Source organism: Leucobacter sp. USHLN154, from assembly GCF_037145595.1.
Lineage (GTDB): Bacteria > Actinomycetota > Actinomycetes > Actinomycetales > Microbacteriaceae > Leucobacter > Leucobacter alluvii.
The window spans coordinates 105,267-118,730 of sequence record NZ_JBBCXF010000002.1 but is presented as its reverse complement, the minus strand read 5'-3'; the positions used below and the strand labels follow the sequence as shown (position 1 = coordinate 118,730).

General features: G+C 66.4%; 7 protein-coding genes. 6 read left to right on the top strand and 1 reads right to left on the bottom strand.

From position 1 onward, the window contains the following. The first annotated feature begins 200 nt into the window (after positions 1-200). The 6 genes from WFH23_RS04640 to WFH23_RS04615 all read left to right on the top strand — a co-directional run bounded on the left by WFH23_RS04640 (position 201) and on the right by WFH23_RS04615 (position 12,099). The gene (locus WFH23_RS04640) at positions 201-3,335 is read left to right on the top strand and encodes a glycosyltransferase (RefSeq protein WP_336661736.1); all 3,135 of its coding nucleotides are present in this window, start codon (positions 201-203) and stop codon (positions 3,333-3,335) included. A gap of 167 nt (positions 3,336-3,502) precedes the next feature. Further along, entirely contained in the window at positions 3,503-5,380 is a 1,878-nt protein-coding gene (locus tag WFH23_RS04635) for a glycosyltransferase family 2 protein (RefSeq protein WP_336661735.1), read from the top strand. Further along, on the top strand, positions 5,377-6,204 hold the full coding sequence (locus WFH23_RS04630; RefSeq protein WP_336661734.1) for a hypothetical protein: 828 nt from the start codon (positions 5,377-5,379) through the stop codon (positions 6,202-6,204). Before WFH23_RS04635 ends, WFH23_RS04630 begins: the two co-directional genes overlap by 4 nt. Continuing rightward, positions 6,201-8,405 (top strand): hypothetical protein, encoded by a 2,205-nt coding sequence (locus WFH23_RS04625; RefSeq protein ID WP_336661733.1) that lies wholly within the window; start codon positions 6,201-6,203, stop codon positions 8,403-8,405. The genes WFH23_RS04630 and WFH23_RS04625 overlap by 4 nt, the downstream gene beginning before the upstream one ends. 11 nt (positions 8,406-8,416) lie before the next feature. Next, on the top strand, positions 8,417-9,502 hold the full coding sequence (wecB, locus tag WFH23_RS04620) for a non-hydrolyzing UDP-N-acetylglucosamine 2-epimerase (RefSeq protein ID WP_336661732.1): 1,086 nt from the start codon (positions 8,417-8,419) through the stop codon (positions 9,500-9,502). Continuing rightward, positions 9,499-12,099 (top strand): glycosyltransferase family A protein, encoded by a 2,601-nt coding sequence (locus tag WFH23_RS04615; RefSeq protein ID WP_336661731.1) that lies wholly within the window; start codon positions 9,499-9,501, stop codon positions 12,097-12,099. The genes wecB and WFH23_RS04615 overlap by 4 nt, the downstream gene beginning before the upstream one ends. On the opposite strand, the gene WFH23_RS04610 is transcribed toward WFH23_RS04615, so the two are convergent. Next, positions 12,096-13,367 carry a nucleotide sugar dehydrogenase gene (locus WFH23_RS04610; protein ID WP_336661730.1) on the bottom strand — a complete coding sequence of 424 codons (1,272 nt, stop codon included), beginning with the start codon at positions 13,365-13,367 and terminating at the stop codon, positions 12,096-12,098. The genes WFH23_RS04615 and WFH23_RS04610 overlap by 4 nt on opposite strands. Positions 13,368-13,464: the final 97 nt, after the last annotated feature.

Sequence of the window (13,464 nt, the reverse complement as noted above, 5' to 3'; positions counted from 1 at the left end):
ACTCCATTATCAGCAAGCAAATGTTCGTATGCCGTTCAAGTTTAGGGGTTTAGATGGGTGAGGCCCGATAAGCCGCCTTTGCCCCAAAGCTCGGATCACGAGTCGATCCGGTCGGGTCCCCGCCACCCCAGTATCGTGGAGGAGAGATTCCGAGGGCTCGAACAGGGCTGCCTCGGTGTGCGATCGGTTGAGGAGCTGCGATGGACAACGAGCACGTACCCGACATTTCTGTCATCGTCGTGGTCTACAACGATGCTCCTCATCTCGCGAACGCGGTGGAGTCGGTCCTGGCTCAGGCCGGAGTGTCTCTCGAGGTCATCATCTCGGATGATCATTCGACGGATGCCACTCCCGAGGTCGCGGCAGCGCTCGCGGGTTCGGATCCGCGCGTGACGTATCACCGCCGAGATGAGAACGCCGGCGCTCCGGGCGCCCCGCTCAACGAGGGTCTCGACCGTGCCCGAGGCGACTACATCATGTTCCTCGGATCGGATGACGCGCTGGTGCCGGGCGCGTGTGCAGCCCTGCTCACGAAGGCCCGAGCGACGAATGCGGACTTGGTCTCGGCTCAGCTCGTCAGGGTGCTCCTTGCGGAGGACTCACGTCGCCAGCCCTGGTTCCCCGAACTGCACGCGACAGATCGTTTCGTCGACGCTCTTGAGGCCTATCCGCAACTCGTGCACGACACTCTGACGACGAACAAGCTGTACCGGCGCAGCTTTCTCGAACGCATCGACGCACGCTTTCCCGAGGGCATTTTCTACGAGGATGTCGTGTTCTCGGCAGAGACGCTGGCGCAGGCGCGCGGTATCGCACTGATTCCCGACGAGGTCTACGAGTGGAATGTCTATCCGCGTGACGAACGCGAGTCGATCACCAATCAACGGCACACGCGCCGCAATCTGGAGGATCGGCTGCAGTCGCTCGTGCTCGCCGAGCAGGCCTTCGCCGGGTCGGGCGAAGCCGTGCAGCGCGAGTTCGCAGGGAAAGTGCTCACCCACCACCTGAGGTTCTACCTCAACGATCTTCGCGAGGCGGACGACGCATGGGGGGAGTGGGTACTCGAGACGATCCGGCCGCGGCTGGAGATGACGCCGCTCGATGCGTATCGTCGCGGCTTCCTCGGCGACCGCGCGCTGTATGCCGCGGCGCTGGAAGGCGACGTCGCCGCAGTGCGCGATGTGCTGCGCGGCAAAGCCGGCGGAGCGCTCGCCGGGCGCATCTACACCGCTGGCGACGAGACGTTCTGGGCGCCTCGCGACCGGGATTCGCGGCCCAGCGGTACGCCGCTCGCGCGAGCGATCTCAGACATCTCGGATCGTGCGCCGAAGCTGAAGCCGCACGCCGCTTTCGACTACCTGTATCTGCTGACGGAGGTGCAGCCGGCGAACGGCGTGATGCGGTTGAGCGGAATCGCGACCGATCCACTCGGTGTGCTCGCAGATCCGCGGTCCTCCGCGTCGCTGCGCATCGCCACCGACTCGGGCAGCGTCGACCTCTCAGTCCCGGTCGTGGTGACGCCGACGCCGGAAGGGGTCTCATGGCATGCCGAGGTGCCGCTCCCCGAGCAGCTCGCTCCGCACGATGGGGAGCCGCGGATGCTCACTCTCAGCGCAGTAGCGGCTGACGGGTCTGAGAGCGTCGGGCCGGTGCAGAGCGAGCTCCCCGCTGAGACATCGGTGCCGGATGCCGACGCGGGGAAGAGCTCCGTCTGGGCGCTCGTCGCTGAGCCGCGCGCGGCGGCGAGATTCGTGTTCACAGGCGCGATCGAGCCCTCACCGAAGCGGGTCGTCGTGATCGGTGACGTGAGCTGGCGCGGCAGATACCACCTCGGCGACGAAGCGATGACCGAGGCGGCGATCGCGCAGCTCCAGGCCCGGGGGCTCGAAGTCACGCTCGTCGCCGGCGATCCCGAACTGTCGAGCGCGTTCTACGGGGTGCCGGCGGTTCCGGTCTTCGGATTCGCGACGTGTCGCACGAGCCAGGCGCGCGACGAGCGAGCCCACGCGATTCAGCAAGCAGCGCTCGGAAGAGCGACCGCAGCCGAGCGCGACGCTCAGACCATCGCAGCGGTGAAGTCGGCCGACGCGGTGGTCATCGCCGGGGGCGGCAATATCAACTCGAGCGGTGTGCATCACATCTACGAGCGGTTGATGCTGAAACGCATCGCCGAGCAGGCCGGGGTGCCGATCTACGTGACCAGTCAGACGGTTGGCCCGCACCTGCTCCCGGAACACCGCGAGCTCGTTCGCGAGATCGCCCAGTACGCCACCGTGTTCGGGGCGCGGGAGCGGGCGACGACGGCGCTGCTGCGCGAGCTCTGCGATGGGCTTGGAACGATCGTGCAGACGGTCGACGATGCCATGCTGCTCGATGCGAGCGAGGATCGCGCGGAGCTCCTCGGCCGCTTCGACCTTCCGGCGGCGTACGCGGTAGGCAGTTTCACCTATCACGCATTCTCGACCGGCCTCTCGCGGGAAGAATACTACCGGGAGCTGGCGAGCATGCTCGACGACGTCGTGGCGACCAACGACATCGAGGTCGTGCTGGTCCCGCACATGGGCGTACTGGGCGTCGAAGCGCAGGAGGGTGTCGACAACGATCAGTTCGGTCACGAACGGATCGTCTCGTACACGACTTCCGGTCGGGTTCGGTCGCTGCCGCTCATCTCGGCCCGAGAGCTCTTCAGCGTCACTGCTGATGCCGCCTTCACCGTTTCATCGCGATATCACCCGGTGGTCTTCGGGGCCGCCCTCGGGGTGCCCGCGATCGGCGTGGTGACGAGCTTCTACTCCGCCCTCAGGATGCGCGGGGCTCTGGCGCACGTCGGTATGGAGTCGTTCGCGATCCCGTTCGAGCACTGGTCGCTGTTCGGCCGCCGAGTGCTCGGAGCGCTCTCCGAGCGGCGTGACGCGTTCGCAGCGCACAGCCGGGCGGCGGGGGAGCGCCAGCGTTCCTATCAGAACCGTTGGTGGGATGGCATCGCGGGAAGCATCTCTGGAACGGGGGATGTGCTCCGAGTCGACGTTGCGCCGACCGACGCGTTCGAGTGGACGGACGAGCGGAATGCAGAGCTGCTCGCGGTCGCGCAGGTCGCTCAGGAAGGGACGAACATGTACCGCATGAACAATCTCTTCACGGTCGAGCGCCACGCGAAGCAGCTGAAAGAACTCGAACACGAGGCGCGAGACGCCCGGAGCGAAGCGGATGCGCTCCGTCGTGAGCTGGCCGAGGTGCGCGCCTTGCTCGCCGAGGTGCGGCACCGGCTGCGTCCGCCCGGTGCTGCATTGCGCGACCGCGTGCGGGGCAAGCTCCGCCGGATGCGAGACCGCTAGCTGCGGCAACAGTCTCATGCGATAGCAACTGTTCACTCGAAATTCACGCCGGTGCGCTGACGGCCCCCGATCGTGCCTCCGATGATTGCGGCTCCCGATGCGCATGGTGCGCGAGCCGCGATAATCGTGGCGGCAGCGGATTGCTGCATGGTGAATTCGGGAGTGACGTGCAGAAATCGAAGCGACGGCAAGGAACGCCACCGCTGGATGCAGCAGACCGGAGCAGGCCCTCGCAACCGGCATCGATCGACGCGTATCTCGCGGACATCGACCGCGCCCCGCTGGAGTGGATCGCCATCGGAGCGAAAATGCTCTCCACGGATCTGCGCGAATCGCTCGAGCGGCGCGCTGCGGGCGACGACGATGCTGGCCTCAGGGTCGCTGCGTCGCTGTTGCGCTGTGTGATCGAGGGGTCGCCTGAGTCGTTCACGGGGGCCGCTCGCGATCTCAGGGGCGCGCTTCGAGTCGTGGATGTCGACGTGTGGGCCCCCGAACTGCGGATGCTCGCCTTCCAAGCCGCCGTTCTCGCCCGTGATGAGGCACTCGTCGCGACGCTCGAACTGTCCGCCGCTGCGCTCTCGAGCGTCACCTGGGCCGGCCGCGCCGACGCCGCCCGAGCGGAGTGGGCCGAGCTGGGCGATGAAGCACCGAGCCTCAGCGAGGGGGCTATCACACGCTGGTGGCGCGTTATTAACGAACCGTTCATGCGGGACGGGCTGGAGCCCTGGGAACTCGAGGCGGGCGCCGACGAGGTCTCCGGAGCAACCGCCATGTTCGGCGCGATTCACGCGCCCCACGTGATCGGATGCAGCGTGGCGGCGCACGAGCAACCGCTCGTGACTGTGGTCGTTCCCACCTACAACCCCGACGCGGGGCTCGTGAACACGGTCGAATCGCTCGTGCGGCAATCCTGGCAGCGCCTCGAGATCCTCGTCGTCGACGATGCTTCGATCGCTGGACGCGAGCACATCGACGCCGTCGCGCACCTCGACGAGCGCGTGCGGGTGATCCGGATGGAGCAGAACTCGGGGGCGTACACAGCGCGGAACGCGGGGTTCGCTGCTGCAACGGGCGAGTTCGTGACGGTGCTCGACGCCGACGACATCTCGCATTCGCGCCGCATCGAGTTGCAGGTCGCGCCGTTGTTGGCACACCCGGAGGCGGTCGCGACCGGTATCGCGGGCATTCGCATGTTCGGCAACGGCGAGCTCACGATGTTCGGCTTCTACACGGCCCGGCGCAATTACTCTGCATTCTTGTTTCGGCGCGCTGAGGTGATGGCAGCGCTCGGTCGTTTCGACGATGTGCGCAAGAGCGGTGATGTCGAGTTCCTGGGCCGGTTGCTCGCGCGCTTCGGCGAGCAGGCCGTGATCCGGGTGAGAAAACACCTCAGCATGGTGCAGCTCACTGCCGGTTCCCTCTCGCGCAACGACATCCGATACGTCTGGCTCGCGGGGGACCGGGTGGCGTACTTGCAGCAGTATCGCGGCTGGCACCGACAGCTGGAGAACGCGCGGGATCCCGACGCGTTCGTGCGGGCGATCGCTGCTGAGCGCAGCTTCGTGGCGCCCGCCGCGTACCTCGGAGAAGCGCCGTGCACTCGATTCGAGTTCGCAGTGCTGCAGGACTGGGCCGAAGCAGCACGCGGGCTCGAACGCGCTGCATTGCTCGCGCGCGTGCCCGAGCTCGCGGGCGGGCCGGTGGCGCTCCTGCACGGCGTTCATCCGCGGCTCAGCCGACCGGCTCGCGACCTGGTGGCGGCGTCGACGTGGGACTGGATCGAATCGGGATCGGCGGAGTGGCTGCCGTGGGCGCGCGATGCCGACATCGAGAGGCTCATCGTCGCCGATCCGGCCTACCTGCTCGCCCTGCCAGCTGCCGCCCACGTCGGCGCACGCGTGGCGGCGGTGAGCATTCTGATGCCCCCGACCGCGTCGGGCGCGGACACTCGCGAGGCCAGTCTGGCGCGAGATGAACTCGCAGCGATCTGCGTGCGGCACTTCGGCGTAACCCCCGACTGGAACGAACAAGAGAGCGCAACGTGACGAAACGAAAGATCGCCGTACTGGCGTTCATCGGAACCGAGGCGGTGCTGCTCACCGCGGCACTCCTGATGCAGCTCCTCGGTCTGCCGTGGCCGGCGCTGCTCGTGACGGCGACTGCGATCGGGGTGATGGCCCTTGCGCTCGCCGCCGTCTGGCGCCGACTCGAAGCGAAGGATGCCGCGATGCTCGATGCGCTGCACCACCTGACGCATCGCCTCGATGCCGGGCAGGTCGGCGCATCGCACGAGTCGGCGGATGAACCAGCGATCCTCATCGGTCGCGCAGCCGGGATCCGTCAACCCGTCTCCACGTCGCACCGCGAGCAGGAACGCCTGCTGTTCGGGCCGAGTGCGACGCGCGGCAGCGAGGCACCCCGCACGTCCGGCGCCGTTGCGGTGTTCGGGAACCGGGAGCGCTATGACGCGGCGCTGCCGGCCGCTTGGGCGAGCGATGTGCAGCTCGTCCCCGGTGTGCTCGCGGGCCAGGCGGCAGATGCGAACGCCACGATCGTGCTGTGCGATTCGGCGGTCTTCTCGGAGGCTCCGTGGAACCGTGCGATCGATGCGGCGGGAACGTGGCTCGTGCAGGAACTCGAACGACTGAAGCTGTGGGCCGATGGCAGCGGTGCCCTGCTCGTCTTCTTCGATCACGCTGACATGCCGGTGGGGGTGAACACCGCGACGGTGCGCAGCTTCTTCCATCTGGTCATCTCGGAGGACGCCCCTGAAACGGTGGAAGGCGCCCCGGCCCCGGCCATTCTCCGCGAGTTGCATCAATTGCACGGCGCGCTCGCAGCACACCGAAATGGAGCAGGAACCCTGTGAACGCCACGACAGAATCCCGACGGCTCAGCGTGCTGCTCTGCAGCGCCGTCGACCCGAACTTCATCGATGGCGCTGTCGTGCAACTGGTCTCACTCGCCGAAGTACTCACGCTCGCCGGCTTCGACGTCGCCGTGCAACTGCGCGGGCGCATCGAGGATCGCGAATCGCGCCTCACACAGGATCTGGTGCGCATCCCCGGACTCACCATCCTCGAGCCGGAGATCGAAGAGGTCGAATCGAGAAACGGTTTACTGTCGTACAAGCAGGTCGCCGAGCGGGCGCGCCGGTACGTGCGCAGCACCAAATGCGATCTCGTCATCGTGCGAGACCTGCAGTTGAACCTCGCGTTCCTCGACATCCAGGCACTCCGCGGGCGGCTGTGCCCCTACCTCACGAACATCCCCGAGAACCTCGCCGACATGACACCGCGCATGCGCGAGCAGATCGCCGACGTCGCCGCGAAATCGCGCATCTTCTTCGTGCAGACGGAAGAGGCGCGCTCCTTCCTCGAAGCCGAGTTCCCGCAGATCGCGGGCAAGACCGCGCTGATGCACCCGATGATTCCCGACGCGGCGTTCTTGCCGCTCGAGCCGAAACCCTTCTCCGACCCCTCCGTGCCGCTCGAACTCGTCTATTCAGGCAAGTTCAAGTACGAATGGAAGACGCTCGAAATGGCGCGGCTTCCCGCACGAGCGCGGGAGCGCGGAATGGCGCTCGACGTCGTGTTCATGGGCGACAAATTCATGAGCACCCCGATGGATGCCGAGTGGGTGGGTCGCATGCGTGCGGCCCTGGAGGGGACGGACGACGTCACCTGGCTCGGCGCCGTCGGCCGGGAGGAGAGTGTGCGCCGGGTGTCAGAGGCTGCGTGCGGGCTCAGCTGGCGAGACATCAGTGTCGATATGAGCAGCCAGCTCTCCACGAAAGTGCTGGAGTACGCGGCGGCGGGTACGCCGCCGCTGCTTCGCCGCAACTCGTCGCATGAGGCATTGCTCGGCGCGGACTACCCGCTCTTCATCGAAGGCGACGACGTGCTGCCGACGCTCGAGAGGCTCGACGTCGACCGTGCGCTGCTCGAGATCGGGCGGCGTCAAGCGCAGGCCGCCGTGCGCGCCTACAGCTTCACCGTCAGGGCTGAGAAGTTGCGCGAATCGATCACTCGAGTGTTCTCCCGGCACTCCGTGTTCGGGGAACGGAGAGCCCGGACGAGACTCCTCATCGCGGGTCACGACTTCAAGTTCCTCGGGGAACTGATCGACTTCTGGAGCCGGGACCCGAGCATCGAGCTGCTCTTCGACAAGTGGGAGGGGCCGAAAGCCGGTCGTGGCTCCCTCGACACGGAGACGATCGCGACCGCCGACATCATCTTCTGCGAATGGGCGACGAACAACGCCGTCTGGTATTCGAAGCACAAGCTGGAGCATCAGAAACTCATCGTGCGCATGCATCGCTTCGAGATGTTCGGCGACTGGCCGGCACGGTTCGACGTCGACGCCATCGACGCCTTCGTGGTGATCGCTCCGCACATCGGCGAACGGATGATCGCAGGCACCGAGATCGACCCCTCGCGCGTGCACCTCATTCCCAACTCCATCGATGCGCTGGATTTCGATCGCCCCAAAGTCGCAGACGCCCGGTTCCAGATCGGTATGGCGGGGATCGTGCCGATCCGAAAGCGACCTGACCGTGCATTCGCGCTGCTCCGCGAGCTTCGCGCTCACGACGAGCGGTACACCTTGCATCTGCGCGGTCGCCTCCCGAGTTCGTACCGGGACTTCGAGAAGAGCGGCTTCTTCCGGGTGTATTACCAAGACCTCTTCGCGCAGATCACGCAGCCGGGCGAACTCTTCGGCGGCGTGCTGCACGATCGTTTCGGACCCGATATGGCGAACTGGTTCCGCCGGGTGGGCTGGGTGCTCTCGCCCTCCACCGATGAGGGATCGCACCAGGCTGTTGCCGAGGGAATGGCATCGGGCGCTGTGCCGGTGCTCTGGAACTGGGAGGGAGCGTCGGGCTCCTACCCGCCAGCTCATGTCTTCGAAGACGATCCCGGACGTATCGCCCGGCACATCATCGACACGGTCGAGAGCGGGAGCTGGCAGACGCAGGCCGATGCGGCCAAGGCGTTCGTCGCTCGATACGACGTCGAAACGGTGCACGTGCGCTGGACACGACTCTTCCGCACACTCGTCGAGAATTGAAAGGCGTTCGCATGTCAGCTCGCATCATCCACATCACCGGTGCCCGACCCAATTTCCCGAAGGCCGCACCCGTGATGCGCGCACTCGACGAACTGGGCATGGACCAGATGCTCGTGCACACGGGGCAGCACTACGACGACAAGCTCTCAGAGATCTTCTTCCGGCAACTGCATCTGCGGAAGCCCGACATGTCACTCGGGGTCGGATCGGGGTCGCACGCGCAGCAGACCGCCGCGATCATGGTCGCACTGGAAGCCGTGTTCATGGAGCACTCTCCGGAACTCGTCGTCGTGTACGGCGATGTCAATTCCACCTTGGCGGCCGCGCTGGTCGCATCGAAGCTCGGTATCAGGCTCGCTCACGTGGAGGCCGGACTGCGCAGTTTCGATCGTGGCATGCCTGAGGAGATCAACCGGATCCTCACGGATTCGGTCTCCGACCTGCTGTTCACCACGAGCGCCGACGCGAATGCGCACCTCGGACGCGAAGGCGTGCCAGAGGAGAAGATCTTCTTCGTCGGGAACCCGATGATCGATACCCTGCTCTCGAGCGCAGACCGGTTCGACGCGGGCGCCGTGCTCTCGGCTATCGGCTTGCGCGCGACCGATCCATACCTCGTCGCCACGCTGCACCGGCCCGCGAATGTGGACGATCCTGCGTCGCTCACAGGTCTCGTCGATGCGCTCGTCGAGTGCGCAGCGATCGCCCCGATCGTGCTGCCCATGCACCCCCGCGGCGCCCGTGCATTCGCTGCAACGGGAATCCTCGCGGAGCCCGGCATCCACGTGATCGATCCGCAGGGATACCTCGAATTCATGGGGCTCGTGCGCGGTTCCCGCGCGGTCATCACCGACTCGGGCGGAGTGCAGGAGGAGACGACGATGCTCGGCGTTCCGTGCCTCACCCTGCGCCCGAATACCGAACGCCCCGTCACCATCTCCGACGGCACGAACACGCTGGTGACCGCCGAGACCGTGGCGAGCACGCTTCGCGAGCGCCTCGCATCGGCTGAGCACGCGCACCGACGCACGCCGCCGCTCTGGGATGGGCACGCGGGTCGCCGGATCGCCCGCATCATCAGCGAGCAGGTGGCATGAGGCGGCGACTGGGCGCACTCGCTGCGCGACTCCCGAAGCGCCGCATCGGCATCGCCCTGCTCGGAGTGCTCGTCTGCGGCGCGATCGTCGCCGCCCTTCTGGGATCGCCGGTCGCAGCCGTAGCGCTCGGCTCCGCGGCCGTGTGCGTCGGCGTCGCTGCGGGAGTATGGATCTGGCGTCGAAGGCGCGCACGTGTGCGCGAAGCACAGCGCGAACTGGCTGCCTCTCTCGCACCGCGCACGCGCATCGGCGCGCTCGACCGTTACGGGTATGCCGCGATCCTGCGCCGATCACCCTGGGTGCTGCTCCGACTCGGCGCACGCTACCGATCGAGCGCCGCCGTCGATCTCCTCGCCCGTCGGGCATCTCGGGGTCAGCTGGACTGGTCGGGTCTGCAGCGCGCATTGCTCGGCAAGCAACTCGGTCCGCTCCCCGACGGATGGTGGATCAAGGAGATCCTCGCTGGGGCGTACCTCGCGATGATGCTCGAGGATTCGCCTGAGCGCACCGACGCAGCGCGGGCGGCGACGCATCTCGCACTCGACTTGGGCGAAACGGACGCGTTCGGGGCACAGCCGCAGCTCTCCTGGGCATTCCAGGCCGCCGTCGCGACGCGGGATCGCGGCCTCGTCGAACGGCTCGCCGCATTTGAAGCCGTGTACCCGGAAGCGCTGTGGGCGGCCCGGCTCGACCTCGTCGCCGATCCGGGGGGCGCGGGGTGGCGCGCCCGATTCGACGAGATCACGCAGCGGTCGGAAGTGGAGGCGTGGTGCTTCGACCCGCTGGAGGGGCAGACCCTGTTCGCCGGATTGCGCGCGCCTGAAGTCGCAGCATCGGTTGAGACGGGTCTCGGTTCTGTGACTGTCATCGTGCCCACATTCAACCCCTCTGCCTCATACCTCCGAACGATCGAATCGTTGACGCGGCAGTCGTGGCGGGATCTGGAGATCGTGATCATCGACGACGCTTCGGAGCATGGTCGGGAGTACATCTCGCAGGCAGCAGCGTCGGACCCCCGCGTGCGCGTGATCCGGAGTGAAGCGAACGGAGGTGCCTACCGCGCGCGAAACGCGGGGCTGCGTGTCGCGACAGGCGAGTTCGTCACGGTGGTCGATGCCGACGATCTCGCGCACCCCAGGCGTATCGAAGCCCAGCTCCGTCCGTTTCGGGATCGCCCCGAGGTCATCGCGACGCTCTCCCGAGCTGTGAGACTCACTGCTGATGGGAAGGCGACGCTGATCGGCTTCACTCCGGAGCGTATGAACACCTCGTCACTGCTCTTCCGGCGGCGAGAGGTCGTCGACCTGATCGGATACTACGATGATGTGCGCAAGGCCGGGGACACGGAGTACATGGACCGCATGCGGGCGATGATGCCGGAGCGGAGCATTGTCGAACTGCCGGCGCATCTGGGTCTCACCCAGCTGACGCCGGGGTCGCTCTCGCGTGGGGACTTCAAGCCCGGCAACTGGCACTCGGGCGACCGGGTGGCGTATCGGAAGCAGTTTCGAGGATGGCACGCGGATGCGGTGGCGCACGAACGATCGCTTCGGGTTGGGATCGACGGTGCGCCGGCCTTCGCCGCGCCCGCTCGCCTGCGCGGGACTCCCGCAGGTGGACCGCTGCGGCTCGCAGTGCTGCGGGACTGGGCGCCGGCCGTCGAGCGGTTCGACGACTGGGCGGGGGCGCTTCGACACCTGGCCGGAGCGATGTCCGGCCCCATCGGACTGGTGAACGGGGCACACCCCCGCCACTCGTCGCATCGGCATGAATCGGTGCGGCACGAAACCTGGCAGCTGGTCGAAGACGGCGCCGCCGAGTGGGTCGCGTGGGCCGAGACCCGCCACGTGCACACGCTGGTGGTGACCGACCCCGAGTATCTGCTGCTGCTTCCAGATCGAACGGAGATCGGGCTCACGGTCGAGCGCCTCCTCGTCGTGGTCGAGCATCCGGTCAATCTCGAAGGGAGACGCGCGGCGTTCGTCGATCGCGCGTTGATCGCCGGTGCTGCGCATCGCGCCTTCGGCGTGTCGCCGGAGTGGGTGGTCGGTGCTGGCCTCTCTGAGGCCGAGGTGCTGACCGTCGGGAATGAGGCGCACCGCGCAGTATTCGTACGCGCCGACCAGCACGGGGCCCGGGCGTCAACGGAGGCGTCCCGATCTGAGATGGTCACGATCGGCGTGGTCAACGCCGGACTGCCCGACATGCCGCGACTGCATGAGCGGTGGTTGGTCGAGCACCTCGGCGGGGCAGGGCGTCATGTGCTGCTCGAGGGAGCCGCTTCGCCTGCCGCCGAGATCATCAGCCGATCGACGATACTCGTGATCGACCCATTCGACCGCCGCGCCGCGCTCCGGCACGACCTCGTCTGGCAGGCGTTCCGCGCGGGATCCGTCGTCGTCGCCCCCCAGCGATATCGAGATGTCTACGGCGCCGCGATACTGCCCGGCGGAACCGAAGAGATCCGGAGCACGCTGCAGCTCCTGATGGAGAGCCCGGGCGCTCTCGCCGGGCACCGGGAAGCGATCGTGCGAACGCTCGACGCGCATGATGCGAGAGCGCTTCTGCCGGTGCTCGGAATGATGCCGCGGAGTTAGAGGTGGTGAATGTTGGCGCCCCGCAGGCTGTTGCGGGTGTCGAACACGGGAAGCCCCGTGTCGACGAGCAGCCGAAGGTCGATGTCGGAGTGATCGGTCACCACGATCGCCATGTCCGCTCCCGCGATGGTCTCCGCCGTGAGATCGACGCGCGTAGCGTCGGCGGGCCAGCGGTGCGCCTCGACGTGGCTGTCGACGCCGAGCACCTCGGCGCCGTAGCTCTTCAGCAGTTCGATCACGCGGAGCGCGGGCGATTCACGCGAGTCACCCGAGTCCTTCTTGTACGCGACTCCGATCAGTAGCACCTTCGATCCTCGAAGCGCTTTGCCGTGATCGTTCAAGATGTGCATCGCGCGCTGCACGACGTGGTCGGGCATGTGCTCATTGACATCATTCGCCAGTTCGACGAAGCGGAAGTTGCGCCCGAGTTCGGTCCGCACTTTCCACGAGAGGTAGCTCGGGTCGATCGGCAGGCAGTGACCGCCAACTCCCGGGCCGGGGGTGAACTTCATGTACCCGAAGGGTTTCGTCGAGGCGGCGTCGATCGACTCCCACACGTTGACGCCGAGTTCGTGCGCGAATACGGCGAGCTCATTGACGAGCGCGATGTTGACGTGACGGAAGGTGTTCTCGAGCAGTTTGGCCATCTCGGCCTCGCGCGGTGAGCTCACCGCCACGGTGCGATCGACGAGAGTGGAGAAGAGCCCGTCCACTTTGTCGAGAGACCGGTCGTCGATCCCCGAGACGATCTTCGGGGTCGTTCGGAAGGTGAACTTCTGGTTTCCCGGGTCAATGCGCTCCGGGCTGTATCCGACGTGGAAGTCCTGCCCGGCGCGCAAGCCCGAACCCTGTTCGAGGATCGGCACGAGCAACTCCTGCGTGGTTCCTGGATACGTTGTGGATTCGAGCACGACCGTCGCGCCCGGCGTGATGTGCTCAGCCAGCGATGCGCCCGAGCTCTCGATGAAGCTGAGATCCGGCATCGAGTCCTTCAACGGTGTCGGCACCGTCACCACAGCGAAGTCGAACCCGACGGCCTCCGCGTAATCGGTGGTCGCACGGTACCGGCCGGTCTGGCCGGCGGCTGCCAGCGACGCGTCGGAGATGTCTTCGACGTAGGATTCGCCACGGTTCAGCGCATAGATACGACGCTGATCGAAATCGATGCCGACGACGTCGTACCCGGCCTCCACCGCGCGAACGGAAAGGGGCAGGCCGACGTAGCCCTGGCCGATGACGACGAGTTTGGGTGCCTGAGAGTTGCTCACTCGCGTCAGCCTAGGTATGCCACAAAAACGACCGATGAACGGAAGATAGACGTTTGTTGCCCCTTGCTAGATTGAACTCGAGCGATAGGTGGAAGCG

Excerpts from the sequence above, each read along its gene's own strand:
- WFH23_RS04640 (WP_336661736.1), top strand. The coding sequence starts at position 201 with ATGGACAACGAGCACGTACCCGACATTTCTGTCATCGTCGTGGTCTAC.
- WFH23_RS04615 (WP_336661731.1), top strand. The coding sequence starts at position 9,499 with ATGAGGCGGCGACTGGGCGCACTCGCTGCGCGACTCCCGAAGCGCCGC.
- wecB (WP_336661732.1), top strand. The coding sequence starts at position 8,417 with ATGTCAGCTCGCATCATCCACATCACCGGTGCCCGACCCAATTTCCCG.